The sequence below is a fragment of the Roseovarius pacificus genome (assembly GCF_900142665.1).
In the GTDB taxonomy this organism is placed as follows: Bacteria; Pseudomonadota; Alphaproteobacteria; order Rhodobacterales; family Rhodobacteraceae; genus Roseovarius; species Roseovarius pacificus.
Genome location: NZ_FRBR01000022.1, coordinates 1 through 22113, shown reverse-complemented (window position 1 = coordinate 22113; position 22113 = coordinate 1). Strand labels below are relative to the sequence as shown.

The window sequence follows — 22113 nt, the reverse complement described above, 5'->3', positions numbered from 1 at the left end:
ATCTTGGGATGATGAACGTAAATGCTATGTCATGCTGTGGGGTGGCCGTGGCTCGAGCCTTTCGCGGGGGGTGCGAGGTGAGGGTCGCTCCAGTGTTCCGCTTCGGTCTGCGTTCCATGTCATTCCTTTCTGCGGATAGCGTCGCTGTCCGGGTGCGGTACAGTTTGCGCACCGCCTGGGGCCTTGCTCTTTCGTCCCTGCTGTTCCTTGCGCTTGCAACGTCGGCTCGTGCGCAGATGTCGCTTCAGGAGGCGGTTTTGCTGGCCACGAAGAACGATCCCGGCATCGAAGCATTGCGCCAGGAAGTCGCCATAAAGACGGTGGATATCGACGCTGCGCGAGACGCCTATTTTCCCGCGATCAGCCTGTCGGGTGAAACCAGCACGACAGATAGCGACGGACCCGGTGTGGTGCTGAGCGTCACACAGTTGCTTTTCGACTGGGGCAAGACGCGGGCGGAGATCAAACAGGCCTCGCAAGTTCGGGTCCAGGCGATTTCCGATCTCAAGATGGCAATTGAAAGCCTGACCTTCGAAATCGCCGGTTTTTTTCTCGATGTTGAAGTGTTGGACCGCAAGATCGCTTATACCAGAGAATACATGATGTTTGCCCGCCGCCTTGCCGGTCAGGCGGAAGATCGTGCGTTGGGCGGGGTCGGCGACAACAGCGAGGTCGCGCGCGCCCGTCTGGAAATTGCGCGTGCCGATGAACAGATGTCGCAACTGTTGGCGAATCGCCAGATCGCGCTGGCTCAGCTCGAGTATCTTGTCGGTCTCTCCTTGGGCGATGTGCGCATGCCGCCCACCATCCGGTTCTCGCAGCATTACGCCGCCGTGGAGAAAATCCGGGCCGCGATCCGGATTTCGCCGGAATACACTTCGGCCCGTGCGTCTGTCGATGAAGCTGAGGCGGGGATCGACACTGCGAAGGCGCAACGTTTTCCGACGATCAACTTGCAGGCGCAGGGGCGCGCGGATCTCAACGGCGGCGATACACAGACTGCGCTGGGTATTTCAGCAGGGGTCGACCTGAATTCGCGCGGGTTCGGTCAACGGCAGATCCAGAGTGCGCGGCTTCGGCTCGAAGGGGCGAAGGCGTCGCTTCGCGGGGTGGAGCGCGAGCTTTTGAATACGACGGGCACCGCGTTGGAGCGGTTGCAGCTTTTGCGTCAGAGCGAGATGTCGAAGGCCAGTCAGCTTGTCGAGGCGGAGAAAGTGCTGAGTTCCTATGAAGAGCAGTTTATCGCGGGGCGACGGGAGCTTCTCGATCTTCTGACGACGGGGCGCGATCTCTACGATGCGCAGATCGACGAAATCGACACGTACGACGAACGAAAGAGGACCGAATATGAATCTGCCAGGAGGCTTGGTGTCCTGGGTACGATGCTGTCGGCGGGGGCAGTTGGGCAATGATGTCCGTATGGAACTAGGAACTCTCACATGAACGATTCGGCATCTCATGATCCGCTTGTCTTGGGCCTTCTGGAACTCTGCCGGTTGCAGGGCGTTTCGACCTCTGTCACCCAGTTGACCGAAGGTTTGCCACGGGAAGCGGGGAGCCGGCTGACCGCCGACCTTGCGCCGCTGGCGCTGAGGCGGGCAAATATGAGCTGCCGGACGACCCGCGAACCTCTGCGATCCCTGCCGGAACACAGCTTTCCTGTCCTTGTTTTCCTCAAGGACGGTCGCACGATCATTCTCGACGAGCTGACGGGGGAGCGCGCCAAGGTCGTTCTGCCCGAGTCCGGAGGCGGCAAGGCCGTCTGGACCCTTGATGAACTGGACCGCCTGCACGACGGCAGAGTCCTGATCTCGAAGCCGATCGACATCGTATCTGACCGGCTCGATGGCAAGAAGGCCGGACGCGGGCATTGGTTGCTGGGGCCGGTCTGGGAAAACTGGTGGATCTACCGCGACGTGATGATTGCCTCGTTGGCGGCGAACGTTCTTGCCGTGGCGACGGCTCTTTTCTCGATGCAGGTTTACGACCGGGTGGTGCCGAACAATGCGATGGATACGCTGTGGATCCTTGCCAGCGGAGTTGGGATCGCCATCGTGCTGGAGCTTGTGCTGCGCTTGATGCGGTCTTCGCTGGTGGATGTGTCGGGGCGAGACCTCGACTTGCAACTGTCGGCGCAGCTTTTCGACAAGGTGGCGAACATGCGGCTGGTCAATCAGCCCGCCTCGACCGGGGTCTTCGCCAACCAGGTGCGGGATTTTGGGACCGTGCGGGAATTCTTTACGTCGAACACGGTCACGGCGATCTGCGACCTGCCCTTTGTGGTGATTTTCCTTGGTGTGATCTGGTTCATAGGTGGGCCTGTTGCGCTGGTCGTGCTGGCGGGTGTGATCCTGACGATCCTGCCCGGGTTGCTAATGCAGAAGAAACTTTCCCGCGCATCAAGAGAAAACACCCGCGAGGCGGCGGCGCTAAACGGTTTGCTGCTCGAGACGATTTCCAACCTGGAAACGGTGAAGGCGGCGCGGGCCGAGGGGCGGCTGCAACGCTCGTATGCCCAACTGACGGCTACGATGGCCACGACGGCGATCAAGACCCGCAACATCACGGTCCTGATGACCCAGCTGGTCAGTACGGTACAACGCCTGGCCTATGCCGGTGTCGTGATCGTCGGTGTTTACCTGATCAGCGCGGGGCAAATGACCGTCGGTAGTCTGATTGCCTGCACGCTTTTGTCGACGCGCACGATGTCCCCGATGGGGCAGGTGGCGGGGCTTCTGGCTAAATGGCAGCAAGTCCGTGCTGCGATGGAGGGTCTGAACGAGATCATGAAGCTGCCGGTCGAGCGGCCGACGGACCGCCATTTCGTCCGCGCAACGGCGATGAAGGGGGATTATCATATTCAGGACGTGGTGTTTCGCCACGATCCGCAGGCGCCACCGGTCCTGGCCATTCCGGAACTGAAAATTGCCGCCGGGGAACGCATTTCGATGCTGGGCGGGAACGGAGCCGGGAAATCCACCATGCTGCGCCTGTTGGCCGGGCTGACCGATCCACAGGCAGGCAGTGTGTTGGTTGATGACCTTGCACTGAGTCAGATCGATCCGATCGACCGTCGCCGACAGATCGGCTACCTGCCGCAGAGTGTCGCCCTGTTCCAGGGAACACTGCGGGAGAACCTTCTGCTGGATCACGGGCTGCATTCCGACGACGAGCTTCTGGAGGCGCTGGACGCGGTGGGGCTTGGGACCTTCGTGCGCCAGCACGTGCGGGGGCTCGATCTTCAGATCCAGAGCAACGCGAATGTCTCGGGCGGTCAGCGCCAGTCCATTGGGCTTGCCCGAGTGCTGTTGCAGGACCCGCGGGTGGTATTGCTTGACGAGCCGACCTCGGCTTTCGATCACGTGACCGAGGCGAAGGTCATCCAGCACCTGAACACCTGGCTCATGGGGCGGACGACCGTCATCGCAACACACAAGCGTGAACTCCTTGGTTTGACGGAGCGGGCCATCGTTCTCAAGAACGGGCGGATCGCACGTGACGGTGACCTCATGCAGATACTGAATTCTGCCCGCGCGAACTCTGCGCAGAAAAAACCGGTGCAAGCAGTGACATGAGCCACGCGGAACTAGAGACCACCAGCCATATCGACGGGAGTTACCGCCGTCAGACTCTCAGGCGGGCACGGTGGGTGATAAGGACAGTTGTGCTGTCCATGATCATTGCCGTCACTTGGGCAGCGCTTGCGGAGATCAACGAGATTACCCGCGGAGACGGCCGCGTCGTGCCTTTGCGGCGCTTGCAGTCAATTCAGAGTCTCGAGGGCGGGATTCTTGCCGAATTGCATGTCAGCGAAGGCGATATAGTCAAGGAAGGCCAATTGATCGCGCGTCTCGATCCGACACGGTCGGAGACGGCCTTTAACGCGACGCAGGCAGAGATCACTGCACTTGCGGCTGAGGTGAAGCGGCTTGAGGCCGAGGTGTTGGAACACCCGGCACTAGATTTCGGGCCCGAGCCGAGCGAGACAGAAGCCACCGAGCTGCGCCTGTTCGAGGCGCGGCGCAGGAAGCTCGATGCTTCGCTGGCCGCGCTCGAGGAAGAGCGCGGAACCATCCAGAGCCAGATAGAGATCACCAGTCCGCTGGTCGCAGGCGGTTCCGTCAGCCGGATAGATCTGCTGCAATTGCGCCAGCAGAAAGCCGAACTCGATGGCAAGATCAACGAAGTCCGCAACGCCTATGTTCAGGAGGCGTACAAAGATCTTGCCACCCGTCGTGCGAAGCTCACGACGTTGCAGCAGGACCTGATTCAGAAAAAGGACGAGTACCAGAGAACGGAGATCCGATCGCCTGTGGCTGGACGTGTCAACAATATCAAAATCACCACTCTTGGCGGTGTTGTTCAGCCCGGTGAACCGATCATGGAGATCACGCCAACCGACGATCAACTCCTGATCGAAACGAAGGTGAAGCCGCAGGATGTGGCCTTTGTCGCGCCGGGAATGCCTGCGAGCGTGAAGATCACGGCTTATGATTTTGCGACCTACGGCGATCTTCATGGCGTCGTGGAGCAGATTTCGGAAGATACGGTCGAGGAGGAAACCGCCCAGGGAAAACAGGATTTCTACCGGGTGATGGTGCGGACCGAAACCAGTTACCTGGAGAGCTATGGCGAGGAATTCGCCATTCGACCGGGGATGGTTGCACAAGTGGACATCGAAAGCGGAAAGCGTTCTGTCCTGAGTTACCTGACGCGACCGCTCAGCCGGGCCAGACTGCGTTAAGAGCGGTTCCGGGGTCTCCGGGGGGGCCTTCTTGATAGCGGCGGAAGCTGCATCCGAGTGGGTATTTAGAAGAAAGACGATCATGCTGCCGCTTTATCCTGTTTCCTTCCAGACCGTACTGGAGACGACGTTTCGCTTTGCGGTTATGTCAGCCTTGGCGTTGTCAGCACCCGGTGCTTCGGCACAGCCAAGCCAGACCTTCGATACGGTCGAGGTACGGGGCGCGGAGTTCATTCCGGAGCAGGATATCAGGATGACCTGTGGTGCGGTGCCGGACGTGCCGTATTTCAATTTCGAACTGCGCGCGATTGAGGATTGTCTCATGTCGACGGGTGCCTTCGAGAGCGTCGAGCTCATACCCGAGGGCGACATGCTTGTCATTGAGGTTCAGGAACTGAATACCCGACCGGGGCGGATTGAGGTGTCGCTGAATTATGCATCGCAGGACGGTTTGATCGGGGGGCTGTTCTTTGAGCGTTACAACCTCCTGCCCGACACTTATGGGGCGGCGCGTCTTCAATACAATGCGGATGTCAAACGTGCCCTGGGGCGGCTCTACCGTGTGGATGTGATCGGCGATTCCATTGACCTTGGTCTTCGGGCGGGGTGGGAGGACGTCTCCTTGGACAACGATTCCTTTTCGCAGGAGACTTACCAGGCAGAGGCCTACTTGTCCTGGAGGTCGGGCGACAGGATGCGTCTGGAGGCGGGGCTTGGATACCGGGACTACCGGCTTTTCGATGTCGTGCCGACCGCAAGCGCGCTGTTGCAGGCGGAGCAAACCTCGGGCGTTCAGGCCCCTTACGTAAGGGTGGGGCTGGACCATAGTTCATTGGAAAACGGCGATACAGGGTGGGGTTCGTGGGAATACAGTGTCGGGTTGGAACATTATTTCTGGAACCTCGGTACCAACGATCGACTGTCGGATTTCAGACTCGAAACCAGGTCCTACATACCCCTTGCTTCGAACCTGCGTATGTTGATTGCGCTGGACGCGAGGACGGTCTCGAGCCTGGACAGGAATTCAACGCGGATCATGGATCGTTTCGCGCCGGGTGCCGATGAGTTTCGCGGGTTTGCGCCGCGCGGCATCGGCCCGCGAGACGGTGGTGTTGCGTTGGGAGGACAGAAGTACTTCGTCTCGACCATCGAAGTGCAAAGGAACCTGAAGGATCTGTTCGACGCGCCGCTGGTCGGCGGTATTTTCTGGCAGACCGGCGGGGCCTGGGAGCTTGATAACACGCTGGGGGGCGCGATCGACGACAGTTTCCATCGGCGCAGTTCGGTCGGGCTTTCGCTGTCGTTTGAGGTCGGTAAGTCACCTGTTTCTCTTTTCGTTGCCTTCCCTGTCGAGAAGGAGGCGGGAGACAAGGAGCAGGTGTTCGGTTTAAGCCTGAGCACGCAATTCTGAACGTTCTGGATTGATACGGTGTCGGTCAACAGGTGTCGGTCCGGCACCTGTTTTTCATGTGCAAGACGAATCGACGGGATGTTTGCATCTCTGCTTTCGGGGCGCCGGGGCACGGCTATGACTGAAAATCACCTCTGATCAAGCCGCGCAACCCCGGTGCATGCGGTGCGACCGCTTTTGGCACATGCGGCGCGAGACGTCTTTTTTAAAGAGATTTCGCAGAATTCGCGGACGGGATGTCGATGCCATAGCTGCGTGAACATACTAAAAGATATTATAATGACAAAATTATAGCCAAAAGAATGTATACATGCTAAAAGTATGTATTTAGGTATATCGGATAAGTTTGCCGATTTTTGCGGGGAGTTGCGCAATTTGTTTCGGTGCTGGGGATATCCGAAGGTCGAAGAGGGAAGTTGGTAGCAAAATGTCATGGTTTCACACAGAACGAAAACATCTTCGAAATACAAAGGTTTCCAGTCTTGAAGACCGCATCTTTCATCGCATGGATCGGGAGATGAAACAGACGAACAGTTATGCAGCAGACGTCATCAAGTTCCTGCGGGTGAACCGGGATGCTGCCATTTCTGGAAGCCTGCACATCCAGGCGTCGAATTCCAATGGTCTCGCGCAATTGGAATACCCGGTCGATGCCCCGTTCAGGCCAGGAATTTACAGAGAGTTCGTGGCAGGAAAGATCAGAAGAGGAATCTCACATGTTGTTGCAAGATTTCCAAGCGGAGTCCGCAGTTCCCGTTGCCAAGGCTTCTCCGAACGAGGAGCGTAGGGTGCTTGCCCTGCTCGATTGGGATCACCTGCCATACGAATTGAGCCATCCCAGCCAAGAGTTTCGCATGTGGCTTGTGCGCGGGGAAGATGCCGATCGGGTGCTGGGCCTTATGCGTCAATGTCAGGTGCCGCTCGATGTCCTGATCATTGACGAGGATTTCTTTGGTTTTCCCGAAGATGCCGCCGATATCTGCCTGTGGGCCCGTCGGATGTATCCTGATATTCTTATTGTCGGGGTCGAAAGCGAGATGTGTGAGGGCGACTCCGTTCTTCTGTCGCTGGGACTGTGCGACGATACATTGCCGGCCACGCCTGATGTGGGAGCGATTGTCGGTAAACTCGTCACGCTGAACTGATGCAGGCCAAGTGGGCGTGGGTTCGGTCGGCTTCAGATGTAATTCATGTCCCGTGCCACGATGACTGCTTGTGTCCGGTTGCTGGCGCCAAGTTTCGTGCAGATCGATTTAACATGCATCTTGACCGTGGCCTCGGCAAGCGAGAGTGCCTCGGCGATTTCGCGATTCTGGCGTCCTTCTGTCAGCAATCCCAAGACGTCCATTTCGCGATCCGAGAGAGGTGATTTCGTCGTGCCGCGCGACTTCAGTTTTTGTTGGTCGATAAGCTCCACCGGGACGTAACGCCCGCCGTTGGCCATGAAGCGGATCTCGTTGGCGAGGTCTTTGAGCGACGCTGTTTTGAGGATCACTCCGGAACTGCCCATCTGGAGGATTTCGGAGATCACTTGAGCCGAGGGGTCGCTGGTGAGAAGGCCGGTTGGCCGCCCTTCGTTCTTTTCCATGGCCTGGCCAAGCCCGGCGGTGCCGTTCATGCCCGGCATGTTGAGATCGACCAGAACGAGATCGAATGGCCCATTACTGTCCATGATCGACAACGCCGCGTCGAGATCCGGTGCGGTCGTGACCTCGAAATCCGGCTGATTGGAGAAAAAATGCTCGAACATTTCGAGCACCAGGGCATGGTCGTCGGCAATTAAAACACGAATGATCTCCGGCTGGAGTGAACCAGAAGGCTGGGCTGTCGTCACGCGCTTCTTCCTTTTTACTGTTGCAAACGTCCTATGTCGCAAGCATGCCATGCGGCTGAGCAGCAGCAAATACTATATGCCAGGACCGAACAACGCATTAAAAATGTATGCACTGTCCCTGGTGCAATTATATCCGGGCGCACTTTCGGGCTCTGCTTGGCACCAGGAATTTATGTCAGCGCTTCTATCGCCTTTCTTGTTTCTAAAAGAGCGTTTTCCAGATGACTTTGACATGCCTCAAGTGACCTGCCGTTGTTGAACGCATGCTCCATGTCTCTCAGGCAGGTCTCGACCGCCGAGAGGCCCGTCAGGGTGCATGCACCGGTTGCTGCATGAAGCATACGGCCCGTATCGACCCCGCTTCCTTCTTCACGGACCCGGGACAAAACACCGGCGGCCTCATCAAGCGCGCGTCGCATAAAAGAAACCGCGCCGTCCGCGCCGAGTTGCGACAGGAGATCGCTGACGATGTAGTCATTGAGCAGATCGTCTTTGTTCGAAACAGGCTTTTGTGGGGCAGGGGCGGGTTCTGCCGGGGCGCTTGGCGTATTGAGCGCGGCAAGAATTGCGCTGCGCAGGTGGGATGGGCGAATCGGCTTCTCAAGCACCTCGACAATTCCAGCCGCATGACAGGCCGAGACGACCTCGTCGGCCACATGTGCGGTCAGTGCGACGATCGGGCCGGTCCAGGGCGTCTGTTCAGACTGGCGCACGCGTTCCGCGAATTCGAGGCCGGACATGTAGGGCAACGTCATGTCGGTGAGGATCAGGTCCAGCCGGTCCCGGATCTCCGGGCGGATGAGCAGGGAGAGCGCCTCGATCCCGTTTCCCGCCGCCCAGACCTGTGCGCCCGCGTTCCTGAGGATGTGCGTGAGCCAGTCGCGGCTGGACGGGCTATCCTCGACCAGAATGATGGAACGCCCGCTCAGCGGGGCATCCTGGAGGGGAAGAGCCCGCTCGGGATCATAAAGTGGGCTGATTCTTTCACCTTTCTGCAAGTTCAAGGTGACCGTGATCACGGTGCCAATCACGTCGTTGCTGGCATCGCTCCTTGTCTTGTCGCTTTGTGCATACCGGTCGGAGAGGTCGAGTTTGCCGCCGAGCTGATGCAGTGCATGGGCCAAAACATTGAGCCCCGCAGAGGGGTGCCCGGATGTGGCGCGTTCCTTCAGTTTTCCGGATTGATCGAGAGCTTCGAACAGGCGGGCTTTCTGCTCGGGGGGCAGGCCGCCGCCCAGATCCTTTACCGTAAGCGTGATCTTGACGCTTTCGTCCTGCTCGTCTGGCGAGGACAGAGGGCGGCAGGTCAGGCCGATCTCCACCTCGGTGCCGCCGTACTTGGCAGAGTTATCTATTATGTTCTGGAACAGCGCCCGCACGAACCGCACCGGCCCGTGCACCCATGTATCCTCGTGAGGGTCGAGCCACAGTTTCAGGGCCACCTTCCGTTGGCGCGCAATGGGGCCAATCATCATCACCAGCGAGCGCAATTCTTCCGTGATGTTGAATGTCTCGTCGGGACGGATGCCGGCCAGACTCTTGTCGCCGCGAATAACGCCGAGCACATTGCTGATGTGATCAAGGGCTAATTCGGAGGATTGTCGAAGTTGTTGCCGGGCCTGTTCTTTTTCGGCGGCGGTGCTTTGTTCGCCCTCGTCGAGCACCTTTTCAGCAGTCGCAAGCAGGGACTGGATCGGCGTTCGCAGGTCATGCGCCACGCGCATCAACATGGCGGCACGGGACCGGTTGCGGAGCCAGGATGCCTCGTGGTCATTCTCGGCCAGTCGCAACAGGTAGCCATCACGGCCGTCGAGAGAGAGATGCACGACTTCTCCTTCCAGCTCCATTGAACCGAGTGAGAATGAGGCTGCCGTGCTCCCGGCCCGATGTGCCTGCTTGCAAAGCATGGGCCAGTCCAGTGCCTTACGAAGCCGGTCTTGATCGAGTTTGAGCCTTTGCGCGGGCGTGTTGGCCAGCAACACCTTTCCGCTTTCGCTGGCCAACAAGGACGGACGGCGGTCCGTCGCGATCATCCGTGCGATGGTTTGAATGATCGGTCGCGTGGCAACGCCCGAGTGTGTGGACGGTAGGGAAGGCTCAGTCGTCATCGAACGTGCATGCTTTCATCCTGGGTTTTTTAGCATGAGCCGGACGCCCTGCATCGCAATGGTATGGCACTCGGCATCGTAGATTCAATGTCTCCGAGTTCTCTCTCCTGAGAAGAGAGCCTGCCGTAGCTCGGGGATGTCCGCATGGTTTTGGCTGTAATTCAATAATAAAAAGAATGTGAAACAATCAAAAGTTTGATAATACTACATACCTTTGATATGAACCTTTCAGGTGAAACATTCCTAAGTTTGTGATTCTGGCCTCAGGGGGCCGTTTGAAAAAGGATGTAGAGAAATGGCAGTGAGTGGACTGGTGGCGGGGGATGCCGTGGACGTTCAGATTCCGGTAAGCAAAGATAACGTGCGTCGTTTCGTGAGATCCGGAGACGATCTGGCGGTTGAATTAACCAACGGTGATGAGATTCGTATCAGTGATTTTTATAACGAAGCAGCGAATGGTGAAGCGCACCGTCTTATCTATGCAGATGGTACTTACAGTGGAATTGAAGGCATTGTCGGTGAAGAGACTGCTGCCGGCCTTGGGCAAGGTTTCGCGATTGACAGTCTTGGCGCTGGTCTTGCGGCCGCAGCGGGGATCGGTGGGGTAGCGCTGGCATCCTATCTGGACGACGATGATGACAACATCCCTGTCAATCTTAATCCGGAACCCAATCCGGACCCGGATCCCGATCCCGATCCGGAACCCGAACCCGATCCGGAACCCGAACAAACAACTGGGATACTTGATTCGGTGATTGCCGATAACGGTATCCTTGGTGCTGTCACGGGTAATGAAGGTGGCCTGGCTGCCATAACCGGATCCGAAGGTTTACTTGGCATGGTTGCAGGTGACGACGGCCTGCTGAGTGCGGTTACCGGGGGCGATGGCCTCGTCGGGTCGCTTCTTGGTGCCGGTTTGATCGGAGACGGGTCCACGTCTGACGATCCGCTGGCCAGCGTAACCGACGGATTGCTCGGCGAGAACTCCCTTCTGGGCGGACTACTTGGAAGTACGGGCTTAACTTCAGGGTTGCTTGGTTCTGACGGTCTGGTCGGCAGTTTGTTGACTGAGAATGGTCTCGTCGGGAGCCTTCTGGTGGACGATGGTCTCGTCGGCGGGCTTTTGGCCGAGGATGGTTTGATCGGCGGTTTGCTGGGTGGTGACAGCCTCGTCGGCGGTCTTTTCGGAAACAATGGCCTGATTGGCAGCTTGCTGTCCGAGGATGGTCTTGTCGGAGGCGTTCTGGCTGACGACGGTCTGTTGGGGGCGGTGACCGGCGACGAAGGCCTGCTGGGCGGTGTCCTCGGTGACGAGGGGCTGCTGGGTGGCGTCCTTGGTGACGAAGGGCTGCTTGGAGGTCTGGTCGGCGGTGACGAAGGCCTGCTGGGCGGTGTCCTCGGTGACGAGGGGCTGCTGGGTGGCGTCCTTGGCGACGAAGGGCTGCTTGGAGGTCTGGTCGGCGGTGACGAAGGCCTGCTGGGCGGTGTCCTCGGTGACGAGGGACTGCTCGGCGGCGTCCTTGGCGATGAAGGGTTGCTTGGAGGTCTGGTCGGCGGTGACGAAGGACTGCTGGGCGGCGTCCTCGGTGATGAGGGGCTGCTCGGTGGCGCGCTTGGTGACGAAGGGCTGCTTGGTGGTCTGGTCGGTGGTGACGAAGGTCTGCTGGGTGGTGTCCTCGGTGATGAGGGGCTGCTCGGTGGCGCGCTTGGTGACGAAGGGCTGCTTGGAGGTCTGGTCGGTGGTAACGAAGGTCTGCTGGGTGGTGTCCTCGGTGATGAGGGGCTGCTCGGTGGCGCGCTTGGTGACGAAGGGCTGCTTGGTGGTCTGGTCGGCGGCGAGGATGGCTTGCTTGGAGGTCTGACTGGTGTCTTGCCAGGGAGCGAGCAGGAAGGGCTGCTCGATCCTGTACTTGCCGATGGCGGAATACTTGGTGACGTGACCGGCAATACTGGCCTGCTGGGCGATGTGACTGGCAATGACGGTGTGCTCGGCGACGTGATCGGTGACGAAGGGCTGGTCACGGAGGCGACAGATCTCGTTCTGCTTACGGACGGCGATTCATCGGCAACCGGCGGGCTTCTCGATGGGTTTGCAGATAGTCTTCTGGGAGGGGAAGGCGGCTTGCTTGGAGGTCTTCTCGGGGGTGAAGACGCCCTCATCTGATCCAGACAACCGCATCGGAACTTTAACGCCCTGCCTTTGGCGGGGCGTTTCTTGTTGCATGGTATGCCGGACATTTTTGCCTGGAACAGCGAAGAAAATACCCGGCGAAATTTACATTTCCACGGATACCCTATGCGCGCGGCTTGACTTTTAAGACTTAAAGACATCAAATACATACTTAAGTCTTTTGTACAGACTTAAGAATGTATTATGGGGGCTGTGCGAAGGGGGATGAAGAAAGGAGTGGAACAGTGGCGAATAGAATAGTTCAAGCATCTCAGAATGAGGTGCGAGTTTTCCTGAATGTCGATCAGACGGGGCAAGAGAAATACACTCGATCCGGTGATGACCTGGTAATCGACCTGGGCACGGGGGATACTGTGACGGTGCAGGGCTATTACGTTCCGACGGAGAACGGCTCGTTACACAGTATTGTTTACAGCAATGGCCCGGTCGTCGATGGCGATCCAACGGAAGGTGGCGGTCTTGGTGCCGGTTTCTCCGAAGAAGGTATCGCTGCTGCCGCACTCGGTGCGCTTGGCATTGCGGCAATTGCGACCAGTGGTGGCGGGAGTAGCGGACAGGTTTATTTCGACACAGATGCCGATGCTGACGCAGATGCGGATGCCGACGCTGATGCCGACGCGGACGGAGATGCTGACGCTGACGCGGATGCGGATGCGGATGCTGACGCAGATGCTGACGCCGATGCAGATGCAGATGCGGATGCAGATGCAGATGCGGATGCCGACGCGGATGCGGATGCTGACGCCGATGCAGATGCGGATGCTGACGCCGATGCAGATGCGGATGCTGACGCCGATGCAGATGCGGATGCTGACGCCGATGCAGATGCGGATGCTGACGCGGATGCAGATGCGGACGCGGATGCAGATGCGGACGCGGATGCCGATGCCGATGCTGACGCCGATGCGGATGCGGACGCAGATGCTGATGCTGATGCGGATGCGGATGCCGACGCGGATGCTGATGCTGACGCCGATGCGGACGCGGATGCTGACGCCGACGCGGATGCCGATGCGGATGCTGACGCCGATGCGGATCAGCAGGGGGTACTCGATCCGGTGATTGGTGCTGGAGGATTGCTGGCAGGTATTACCGGTGATGGTGCTCCGCTGGGCAACCTGACCGGGTCGGAGGGATTGCTGGGCGGTCTGCTCGGCGCCGACGGAGTGCTTGGTGATCTTGGCGATGATCTGTTCGGTCAGCCGATTCTCGGTGACGGGGTCCAGGGAGACGAAACCGGTCTGCTGGATGGCGTCGTGTCGGATACGGGCCTTCTGGGCGACCTGACGGGGAACGCAGGTGTGCTGGGCGAACTGACAGGCTCCGACGGGCTTCTGGGCGACCTGCTGCTCAACACTGGCGTGCTGGGCGATGTCACTGGGTCCGATGGCTTGATCGGTGACCTGATCGGGACCGGTGTTCTCGGCGAAAGCGATATGCCGGGTGACGATCCGGGTGGTGACGGTCCGCTGGATGGTCTTCTTGATGGGTTGACTGGCGACAATGGTCTGCTGGGCGGTCTAACTGGAGATGGCGGTCTGCTCGGTGGCCTGGTCGGCGAAGGCGACGGTGTGCTTGGAGGCCTAACGGATGGTTTGCTCGGCGGCGAAGAAAGCCCGCTCGACGGCTTGTTGGGCGGAGCGGAGAGCCCGCTTGATGGCTTGCTTGGAGGTTTGAGCGACGGGGCCGGTTTGCTGGACAGCGTTGTTTCTGACGGTGGCCTGCTCGGCGATGTGACGGGTAACAGTGGCCTTCTGGGCGACGTGACCGGCAATGACGGTCTGCTTGGTGAGGTGATCGGTGACGAAGGGCTGGTGGCGGATGCGACCGACCTGGTGCTGATCACCGATGGCGACCCCTCCGGAGGCGATGGTGGCCTGCTGGGCGGTCTGACTGACGGGCTGCTCGATGGCGGTCTGCTCGGTGGCGGTCTGCTGGATGGGCTGACCGACGACACGGCGATCTAAGTTTGCACGATATTTTCCCGGGCGGCTCTGCCCGCCCGGGCCTTGTCCGAAAGGAGGGGTGGACAAGTATAGACGAGAACCTGGAATCGCTGACCTCTTTTGCAGGGCAGCGTAGGAGGAGGCCCCCCTGTAAAGCCTTCTCTGAGTGCTGGGACGCCTCTAAAACGAGAATGCCTCAGCAGAGAGGCGGATTGTGCCTCCCCTACCACCACTCACTTAGCATGGTCCGCCTCTCTTTCTCCGCATATCCCGAATTGTGCTGTCAGACAGATTCTACCCGGTCTTAGTTATCCGCCAGCCCAAGTCGTGAAGAAGGTCCAAGCCGCTGGTTTTTCAAATTTCAGCATGTACGACCACACCCAGCTCTGGAAAATGTGCTGTCAGACAGATTCTAACCGGTCTCAGTTAGGGCAGGGTAGAATCCCATTATTCCGTGCAAAGACCGCGCCACTCAGTAAGAGCGGCGGCCCGGTTGAGTTTGAAAATCTGTCGGCTGGAGAGGCTGCATTCGTGATTGAAGCGGTTCGAAACCGAGGCGTGGATGGCGGTGAACTTCTGCAAACTTCGCATGCGCGGGAAGCGGGACATGGCGCGCTCTCGTCGTCGGAATGGCAGATGTGAATTCTCAGCACGATTGTTCAGCCAGCGACCAGTCACCTGCCGGTCGGCATTGCCGATTTCCTTCATGGCGGCGCCATAGGAGCGGAGTTTGTCGGTCACGACATGTTCGGGCCGGCCATAGCGTTTCATCAATTTCCTGAGGAATTTCAATGCCGCTTTACGATCGCGTCGCTTTGAAACAAAGGCGTCAAGAACTTCGCCTTCGTGATCGACAGCGCGCCACATGTAATGGGTCTCGCCGTTTATTTTAACGAAGACCCCGTCCAGATGCCATTGCCGGTTCGACCAGGCCCGCATTCGCTGAATACGGCAGCGCCGGATCTCCGAGGCAAATTCCGGGCCAAACCCGTTCAACCAAAACCGGATGGATTCATGGCTGACGTCTATACCGCGTTCGTGGAGCAGGTCCTCGACATTTCTCAGCGATAGCGGAAATCGCACGTACATCATCACTACCAGGCGGATGATCTCAGGGCTGGTTCTGAAGTATTTGAACGGTGTGTTACTGGCCATGCTCGCAGGGTAGAGCGGCGTGAAAGACGCTGCAAGACGGGTTCTTCTGACACTGCCTCGGGAATGCATCATCCTCCGGGACGACAGCGGACGTGATCTGGAATACGAGGACACCCCGGAGACCGAAGAGATGCGTCGGGTGCTTCGGAACTACAACGACCTGCTGCGGCGAACCTTCATCGACCTTCCGAATGTCGAAGAACCTTACATCGAACGTGACATCACCGTCGGGCGGCGAGCCGGAGAGACGACCAGAGTTCCGATCTTCCCGGAGAACAAGTTCGTCCGTCGGGTCTTTTCCCGAGCCGACTGGACCTCCAACGGTCGCTTCTACGGCGGTTGGTGGCAGCAAGTCAGCTCCGTTACGCGGAAGTCGATCTACATCAACGGCGTTCCCACGGTCGAAGTGGACTTCCGGGCGCTGCATGTGAACATCCTCAGCTTGGAACAGGGAACGCCTCTGGCAGGCGATCCCTATGACCTGACCGACGGGATACTGGAAGGCGTGGATCGTCGGGCTCAGCGGGGCTATCTGAAGACCCTTGTCCTGACTGCCATCAACGCGACCGGCGACAGAGCCACTTATCAGGCGTTTCGGGATAACTATCCTGCGGACGATCCGGCGCGCAGGTTTCGGAACGGCGACTTGGAACGACTGTTGGCGGCGTTCGTCGAACAAACACCCCAGTTGGAAGATTCCTTGTTTCGAGACCAAGGTATCCGCCTGATGAACGTGGATTCCCGGATCGCCGAAATCGTCTTGCGGTCGGCTGTCGGAAGGGAGATTCCCGTGCTTTGCGTCCACGACAGCTTCATCATCGACTATCGCCTAACCAAGACGCTGAAGTTCCTCATGGGGCTCGCTTCGAGGCGCGTAGTCGGCAGTGTCCTTCCGATGGCCAGTGACTGGATGGGGTGGGACGAATTACCGGAAGAAAGGCGTGATTCCTATGTCGAAGTTCGCCGCATCGAGCCGACCAGAGGGGCGCGGGAACGGCGAGCGTTGTTCGAGGAGGCGTTCGGGCCGATCGCCGAGGGCTAAGATCTAAGATAGCTGACGTATGGAAGGGCCCCACACCTCCGTCACCAGCCCGTTCACCTCGGGGTGATCGGACCAGCGGTGCACGTCGATCGGTCGGGAGTGTTGGGGGTTGATCGGGGTCATGGTCGACCCTTAGCACGAAGCTGTTCCCCTATCCCAGTTCGTCTTCGGGTTAGTCATCATACAGGGGGGGGGACGGGGGAAGTCCGGATCACCGCTTCTTACTCCTCTTCCCATTACTTATCCCTAATCCCCCGAGAGCTTTCCCATACTAACCCCAGTTCCCCGGAGACAGCTCCTATCCCAGACCACCGGCTCGCAGCAGGACAACACGCGCGACGACTGGGAGTACCGGGCCTGCGGGTCCGATCCGGACTACCTCTGACGACGACCGCGTGGGACAGGCCCCGCCGGGCCGATCGAACCCGTCACCCGAGACACCCGGAGCGGGGGCATTGTTCGGGGCACTTTCGAGCGAGGGGTATCCCGCTCGGTTCATCGGTTGATCATTCGGAAGGACCTGGCTGGGGTGGTAGGAGACCTTCGAAGCCGAAGATAACCATCCGAAACCGCCGACGACGCTCCCGACCGGGGCATTATCCGGGGGCGGTTTGGTCGGAAAAACAGAAAGGAAGGGTCCCGCAGGTGACCTGACCGGGGACGGCGAAGGCGGCTGTCTCACGCGTTCCCGAACGATCCCCGCAGCTTTAAAGCCGACACTCACCCGCGAAAGGACAGCTCCCGGGGTGGTTCGGTGTGTGGTTCGCGCGGGCGGCGTCGGGGTGTGTGCTTTAAGGGCCGGGTTGGGGGGTGGTTAAGAGTCCCAACTCTCCTGTCGGCCTCATCGCACAAGAACCCCGACGCTAAATAGCCAAACGCAAAAGTTTGTTCATATGGCCAGTTTTCGGCACGGCATCGTACCAAAGAGATACTACTTAGCTGCACGTTCTTCTTTTAGCTGAGCATGCTCCTTCAATCCAACATGCACCTTGAGCCGTGAAGCTGTCGCGTCCCACCCGGCGTTTTCGTCTGAATACCTAAAGGACCACGATGAGCCACCTCCACCTGATGGACGAAGGTATCCAACTACGGAAAAACGATACAGTTGTTCCAAAGTAGAATCTCCATCATATGGATTGCCCGGAGACCGAATTTTCGCATAGTTCCTGAGAAAATCATCTTTCTGAAAGGTGATCGTCTGCGTTTTTGAGCAAGCCTTGAGCCCATCAGTCCAATCCGGCCAATGTGGGTCAATCTCGTCAGATAGCTCATCCCTCAGATACTCCGAATATTCCTCTCTGCACGCATTGAAGTCGCCATTTTCAAATATCAGCGGATCATCAGGTCTATTTTTGGCAACTTTCAGGGCTTCATTGAGAAACTGAATTACGTCTCTGGGGCGTAGGAGCGTCCTAGAAAGCATGTGCTGGAGCTTAGCTTGCGAGCCTCGCATTTTGCCGCCATCCTCGATATCCGACCAAGTCACGCTATCGCCAAGCTTTGATTTCAGTCTCGACTCGATGAGAGCCTTTAAAGTTGGTTCGTCCCATACCAGTCGTACGGTCGACCCTCTCGAGATTTTATTTTTGTCTGAGAAAGCGACCTGCTCCCAAATATCCGTGCGCAAATAAACTATGGGGGAAATATTGGCTCGAAGGTTTGTCGAGCGCTTAATTTCACGAGCAGCCAATATCAGACCGACCAGCATTCGTTTCTTGGTGTCGTCAAGTTCATCAAGACCTTGATCAAGTTCATCAAAGTGCAGGTACAGGTTCTCAATACTAAGTTCAGCAATAGCTGTGCTTACATCAGTCAGCAAAGAGTTCGCGAGGCTATCTAGCTCAAGGCCAAGCACCTTTTCTCTTTCAGGGCTTCCGAAGGTAATCGAGCCAAGTGAAATCCCCGCCACTTGGGGGCCAACAGTAAGGCCAACAACCTTCAGTTGAGGTAGCGTTAGAATTGATTTTGTTTCCGGTTTGATAGTACCGAAATTCTCCATCAAGAATTTCCTAAGCCCATCAAGCGTATCAGTATAAGTACCTGCCCCGAGCTCTGTCACCATACTTGCGAGCCTAATCGTGATAAGTAGTCGCCAAGAAGCCACGTAGGCTTCAGCTTGAGATGCGCCTTTGTCCACCAAGGCTGCGTGCGTGCTCCAAGGGTAGTTTCGCAACGAAAGCGGCTGGCCATGCATTTCAGGTTTGGTTTCGGTGAAATGTCTCACCAAGGCAGTCTTGCCGCTACCTTTGCGCCCTAGTACTAACAATGCCTTTCCGTTTTCGATGTCGGTGACCGCATCAGTCGTCAAAAAGTATTCGAGAACAGGTTCATCTTCGGCCGCTATTTGTCCAAAAGAGTCGATGTTTCGCAGCGTGACCATTTATAATCTCCAGAAATTTCGAAGATCACGACACGCCAAATGCCAAATGTCAAATTTTTGGATGCTCCTCCTGTAATAACTCAGCTTGGGTTACTTCTTCCCCCCCAGAAACCGAGGAAACCTCCGCATCTATAACGATAGCAACCAAGGAGGATTCCCATGCTCATCAACATATTGCGGTGGCTGTTCGCGCCCGCCAAGAAGACCCGTCGATCGTCCGCCAGTGAGGACCAGTTGCTGATCTGGGCCCTGCTGGTGTTCGTCATTCTGGTCATGATCGGCTAACCCATGCCCGATCTGGAACCCGACACGGTGATCGTCATCCGAGCCTTCGATGACGTTCCCGAACACCTGTTCGAAGTCCATTCGGTCGAGGACGACCGCGTGACCGGCGTGGCTCTCAGCGGCCCCTTCGCCGGAACCTACGGCGAGCCGCCTCTGGACCTCGTCAAGGCGGTGGTCGGCAAGGATTAGGAACATCCCAGCCGTCACCTGAACACCCTTCTTTCCAACCGAATATCGAAATGACCCCGGGGCACTTCCGCCGGGGAAGGAGTAGTCATGTCCGACATCAAGTACGCCTATCTCAAGGGCCAAACGTGGCTCTATCGCCGCAACTATCCCAAGGACGTCGCCCCCGTTATCGGTGCGCGCGCCCTGAAGCAGTCGCTGAAGACCGGCGACGTCAAGCTGGCCCGCGCACGCGCCGCGCAGGTGAACGCCAAGTACGAGGAACTGGTCCGCAAGATCCGAACCGGGGCCGAAGACGTCCTGAGTGACGTGGAGACACGCGTCGGCGGCTCATCATGGGCTCAGACATCCAAATCCGCCTTGGCCACTCTCCGGAACGCTCTGGAAGCCGAGGGGCCGATCTCGTTCCTGGGAAAGACTAATGTTCCGACGGTCGGGGAGTTGGCCCGAACCTATCTGGACCTGCGGGGGCGAGAGCTTCGCTGGGGCGGCTTCAAGAGCGTTCGGTACTCGGTAGGTCTGTTCGTCTCCAAGCACTCGGACCGGAAGATCACGTCCCTGACCCGCGATAACGGACGGGAGTTCCTGAGCCTGACCGCCAGACTGTCGCCGCTGATCGGGAAAGTCCCGGACACCCGGCGCATGGGCCTCGACCAACTCGTGATCTGGTCGGATCGGGGAAACCGCCGGATATCCGCCCGCACCCGCAAGCGCATCTGGTCGCAGGTGAACCACTTTCTGGACTGGGCGGTCTACGAGGGGCATCTTCGTCAGAACCCGTTCCGGACGGTCCGCTTCGAGGGGAAGATCAGGCCCGCGCCCTACGCCGTTCCGACCGACGACGAGGTTCGCAAGCTGTTGGCGTCCCGGGACCCCGTGATCCACGACCCGCTCAAGGTCTGTCTTCTGACCGGCATGCGGTCCGGGGAGGCCGTCGGGCTGTTGCGCGAGGACCTGATCCGGAAAGGGAATCTGGGGTGGTTCGTGTGGGTGCGCCCGAACTCGCTGCGGGAACTCAAGACCGACGCCGCCGAACGTCTGGTTCCGCTGCACTCGGAACTGGAGGCGCTCTTGGGTGATCTTCCCTCCGAAGGGCCGCTGTTTCCGGGCCTGACCGTCAACGTGGTGACCAAGCGGTTCGCCGACCTGCGGAAGAAGCTGGGGCTGGATCGTCCCGGTCTGGTGTTCCACTCGACCCGGAAGTGGTTCATCACCCAGTGCGAACGGACCGGCGTCCCGGAGCACTTCACCGCGTCCCTCGTCGGGCACAAGTCCGCCCGGTCGGAGAACGGGATCACCTACGGCATCTATTCGGCGGGTATCTCCGACGAGCAGAAGCGCGGGATCGTCGATCAGATATGGCTCCCGTCATGATGATCCCGGACATCGAGGCGTTCGAGGAACGGGCCGCCATCGCCGAATACGACGGCGGTCTGTCTCGATCGGCGGCGGAAGACCTCGCGGCACGTCAGCAGGGGTTCCGGAACCGGGAGCAGTACTGGCAGTGGTTGGCGGATTACGTCGTGACGCGTAAGCTGCCCTGAGAACGACCCCGGCTGGGGAGAACTGGCCGGGGTCGATACTCTGGGGCGCCATGAGCCTTGGGAATCCGAAATGTGGCGGTTAACGTGCACCCTAGAAGGTGATTGCACGGAGGAAGTTCATTGAAACTTATCAGATGGGGTTGGCGTCTGGCCTTAGTGGCGTTCTTCGTCCTGTCCATATCTCTGAACGTTCTGATGTTCATTGGAGGTATGGCGTACAGCGCTGCTTCGTCAGCATTCCATGCTATGACTGGCATTCGAACGGTAGCCATGCAGCATGCAGACGAAGTAGCAGAGTTGGGCAGCGAGCTTTCCCAAGAACGTGCGGCAAAACGCCAAGCCAGAAGTGAGCTTACGGATGTCACCGGGGATTTGGCCGCAGAACGAGCGACGACCAGAAAACTTCGTGCTGATATGGGAGATATGGTGGAGAGTCTTGAGGTTGAACGCACAACTACTCGGAAGCTGCGATCGGAACTACGTGAGGCAGCGCCAGCTTTCGTTATCTACCGGGGACAAAAGGTTGCAATTAAGGAGGCAGTGGATACGACTGCCGAGCGTATTTCGAGAAGAGCCGCCGCGACATCAACACGTGAAATTGGTTCGATGGCGGGCGAAGCCATCCCCTACCTCGGAATAGCAGTCGTTGTCGGAGCAACCGCACTGGAGCTCAAAGACCTATGCGACACCTTGAAGGACATGGACGAGTTGCGCCGGGCTTTCGATCCGGATGCGACTTACAGCGATGAGCGGCAGACAGTATGCGCTCAACGTGTGCCAACGAGAGAAGAACTATGGGAGATAGCCAAGGCATCTCCAGGGAATGCTTGGAACAGTGCGCGAAACGCTATTCCGACACTTGAAGAGGTTAAGAGTTACGAGCTACCTGACGTCGACTGGTCAGGCTACTATTCGCGAATAAGCGACGGTGCAGGCGGTCTGTGGGGGCGAACCATAGAGGGTGCCTCGGGGCTGGTAGACGACACCAAGGGATTGATTTGGTCAGACACCGAATAGTGACCACCCCCCAACCCGGCCCTTAAAGCACACACCCCGACGCCGCCCGCGCGAACCACACACCGAACCACCCCGGGAGCTGTCCTTTCGCGGGTGAGTGTCGGCTTTAAAGCTGCGGGGATCGTTCGGGAAGTAAACGGTGTCCGCGCCCCACGTTTTTTGCTGTTTGGTTTTGTGCGAGGTCATCCCTGTTGTTGAACAGGAAGGATTTTCTCCATGGAGACTACGGCGGAGTTTCTCAGGTCGCTTGGTGTGGTGATCTACGCGGAT

At 58.3% G+C, this 22113-nt stretch carries 17 protein-coding genes; 13 read left to right on the top strand and 4 right to left on the bottom strand.

Annotated features, from left to right (window positions below):
• Positions 1-116: 116 nt before the first annotated feature.
• The 5 genes from BUB53_RS20485 to BUB53_RS20465 all read left to right on the top strand — a co-directional run bounded on the left by BUB53_RS20485 (position 117) and on the right by BUB53_RS20465 (position 7300).
• On the top strand, positions 117-1412 hold the full coding sequence (locus tag BUB53_RS20485) for a TolC family protein (RefSeq protein WP_073037675.1): 1296 nt from the start codon (positions 117-119) through the stop codon (positions 1410-1412).
• 27 nt (positions 1413-1439) lie between these two features.
• Positions 1440-3575: a type I secretion system permease/ATPase gene (locus BUB53_RS20480; RefSeq protein WP_073037673.1), complete on the top strand. Its 2136-nt coding sequence runs from the start codon at positions 1440-1442 to the stop codon at positions 3573-3575.
• A gap of 98 nt (positions 3576-3673) precedes the next feature.
• Entirely contained in the window at positions 3674-4744 is a 1071-nt protein-coding gene (locus tag BUB53_RS20475; RefSeq protein WP_229709612.1) for an HlyD family type I secretion periplasmic adaptor subunit, read from the top strand.
• A gap of 82 nt (positions 4745-4826) precedes the next feature.
• Positions 4827-6155: a BamA/TamA family outer membrane protein gene (locus BUB53_RS20470; protein WP_084729385.1), complete on the top strand. Its 1329-nt coding sequence runs from the start codon at positions 4827-4829 to the stop codon at positions 6153-6155.
• Between the two features lie 716 nt (positions 6156-6871).
• The gene (locus BUB53_RS20465; RefSeq protein ID WP_073037671.1) at positions 6872-7300 is read left to right on the top strand and encodes a hypothetical protein; all 429 of its coding nucleotides are present in this window, start codon (positions 6872-6874) and stop codon (positions 7298-7300) included.
• A 32-nt stretch (positions 7301-7332) separates the two neighbouring features.
• Here BUB53_RS20465 and BUB53_RS20460 read toward each other — a convergent pair whose 3' ends face one another.
• Both BUB53_RS20460 and BUB53_RS20455 read right to left on the bottom strand, forming a co-directional pair.
• The gene (locus tag BUB53_RS20460; protein ID WP_229709611.1) at positions 7333-7989 is read right to left on the bottom strand and encodes a response regulator transcription factor; all 657 of its coding nucleotides are present in this window, start codon (positions 7987-7989) and stop codon (positions 7333-7335) included.
• Positions 7990-8159: 170 nt separating this feature from the next.
• Positions 8160-10022, bottom strand: a complete 1863-nt coding sequence (locus BUB53_RS20455; protein WP_159437884.1) for a hybrid sensor histidine kinase/response regulator — start codon at positions 10020-10022, stop codon at positions 8160-8162.
• Positions 10023-10392: 370 nt separating this feature from the next.
• Between BUB53_RS20455 and BUB53_RS20450 the strand changes: the two genes are divergently transcribed.
• Positions 10393-12261: a BapA/Bap/LapF family prefix-like domain-containing protein gene (locus tag BUB53_RS20450; protein WP_073037669.1), complete on the top strand. Its 1869-nt coding sequence runs from the start codon at positions 10393-10395 to the stop codon at positions 12259-12261.
• Positions 12262-12464: 203 nt separating this feature from the next.
• Positions 12465-14255, top strand: a complete 1791-nt coding sequence (locus BUB53_RS22870; protein ID WP_159437883.1) for a hypothetical protein — start codon at positions 12465-12467, stop codon at positions 14253-14255.
• A 426-nt stretch (positions 14256-14681) separates the two neighbouring features.
• Here the strand turns inward: BUB53_RS22870 and BUB53_RS20440 are convergent, their stop codons facing one another.
• On the bottom strand, positions 14682-15389 hold the full coding sequence (locus tag BUB53_RS20440; protein WP_073037667.1) for an IS6 family transposase: 708 nt from the start codon (positions 15387-15389) through the stop codon (positions 14682-14684).
• Between the two features lie 19 nt (positions 15390-15408).
• Between BUB53_RS20440 and BUB53_RS20435 the strand changes: the two genes are divergently transcribed.
• Positions 15409-16431: a hypothetical protein gene (locus tag BUB53_RS20435; RefSeq protein ID WP_073037664.1), complete on the top strand. Its 1023-nt coding sequence runs from the start codon at positions 15409-15411 to the stop codon at positions 16429-16431.
• Positions 16432-17362: 931 nt separating this feature from the next.
• Here the strand turns inward: BUB53_RS20435 and BUB53_RS20430 are convergent.
• Complete coding sequence (locus BUB53_RS20430) at positions 17363-18811, bottom strand: P-loop ATPase, Sll1717 family (protein WP_073037662.1); 1449 nt, start codon at positions 18809-18811, stop codon at positions 17363-17365.
• Positions 18812-18970: 159 nt separating this feature from the next.
• On the opposite strand from BUB53_RS20430, the gene BUB53_RS23390 reads away from it, so the two are divergent.
• The 5 genes from BUB53_RS23390 (at position 18971) to BUB53_RS20410 (ending at position 21843) form a co-directional block, all read left to right on the top strand.
• A complete protein-coding gene (locus BUB53_RS23390; RefSeq protein WP_268238480.1) occupies positions 18971-19096 on the top strand; it encodes a hypothetical protein in 126 nt (41 codons plus the stop codon).
• Positions 19097-19099: 3 nt separating this feature from the next.
• Positions 19100-19285 (top strand): hypothetical protein, encoded by a 186-nt coding sequence (locus BUB53_RS20425; RefSeq protein WP_073037661.1) that lies wholly within the window; start codon positions 19100-19102, stop codon positions 19283-19285.
• A gap of 87 nt (positions 19286-19372) precedes the next feature.
• Positions 19373-20656, top strand: a complete 1284-nt coding sequence (locus BUB53_RS20420) for a DUF6538 domain-containing protein (protein WP_073037659.1) — start codon at positions 19373-19375, stop codon at positions 20654-20656.
• On the top strand, positions 20653-20826 hold the full coding sequence (locus tag BUB53_RS20415) for a hypothetical protein (protein WP_229709609.1): 174 nt from the start codon (positions 20653-20655) through the stop codon (positions 20824-20826). Before BUB53_RS20420 ends, BUB53_RS20415 begins: the two co-directional genes overlap by 4 nt.
• 120 nt (positions 20827-20946) lie before the next feature.
• Positions 20947-21843 (top strand): hypothetical protein, encoded by an 897-nt coding sequence (locus BUB53_RS20410; protein ID WP_143163296.1) that lies wholly within the window; start codon positions 20947-20949, stop codon positions 21841-21843.
• The last annotated feature ends 270 nt before the right edge of the window (positions 21844-22113 follow it).

What these genes read in the sequence shown, in the direction of transcription:
- BUB53_RS20440 (WP_073037667.1), bottom strand. Translation starts at nt 15,389, where the DNA reads ATGGCCAGTAACACACCGTTCAAATACTTCAGAACCAGCCCTGAGATC.
- BUB53_RS20465 (WP_073037671.1), top strand. Translation starts at nt 6,872, where the DNA reads ATGTTGTTGCAAGATTTCCAAGCGGAGTCCGCAGTTCCCGTTGCCAAG.
- BUB53_RS23390 (WP_268238480.1), top strand. Translation starts at nt 18,971, where the DNA reads ATGCTCATCAACATATTGCGGTGGCTGTTCGCGCCCGCCAAGAAGACC.
- BUB53_RS20470 (WP_084729385.1), top strand. Translation starts at nt 4,827, where the DNA reads ATGCTGCCGCTTTATCCTGTTTCCTTCCAGACCGTACTGGAGACGACG.
- BUB53_RS20415 (WP_229709609.1), top strand. Translation starts at nt 20,653, where the DNA reads ATGATGATCCCGGACATCGAGGCGTTCGAGGAACGGGCCGCCATCGCC.
- BUB53_RS20430 (WP_073037662.1), bottom strand. Translation starts at nt 18,811, where the DNA reads ATGGTCACGCTGCGAAACATCGACTCTTTTGGACAAATAGCGGCCGAA.
- BUB53_RS20475 (WP_229709612.1), top strand. Translation starts at nt 3,674, where the DNA reads ATGATCATTGCCGTCACTTGGGCAGCGCTTGCGGAGATCAACGAGATT.
- BUB53_RS20455 (WP_159437884.1), bottom strand. Translation starts at nt 10,022, where the DNA reads ATGATCGCGACGGACCGCCGTCCGTCCTTGTTGGCCAGCGAAAGCGGA.
- BUB53_RS20480 (WP_073037673.1), top strand. Translation starts at nt 1,440, where the DNA reads ATGAACGATTCGGCATCTCATGATCCGCTTGTCTTGGGCCTTCTGGAA.
- BUB53_RS20425 (WP_073037661.1), top strand. Translation starts at nt 19,100, where the DNA reads ATGCCCGATCTGGAACCCGACACGGTGATCGTCATCCGAGCCTTCGAT.
- BUB53_RS22870 (WP_159437883.1), top strand. Translation starts at nt 12,465, where the DNA reads ATGTATTATGGGGGCTGTGCGAAGGGGGATGAAGAAAGGAGTGGAACA.
- BUB53_RS20450 (WP_073037669.1), top strand. Translation starts at nt 10,393, where the DNA reads ATGGCAGTGAGTGGACTGGTGGCGGGGGATGCCGTGGACGTTCAGATT.
- BUB53_RS20420 (WP_073037659.1), top strand. Translation starts at nt 19,373, where the DNA reads ATGTCCGACATCAAGTACGCCTATCTCAAGGGCCAAACGTGGCTCTAT.
- BUB53_RS20485 (WP_073037675.1), top strand. Translation starts at nt 117, where the DNA reads ATGTCATTCCTTTCTGCGGATAGCGTCGCTGTCCGGGTGCGGTACAGT.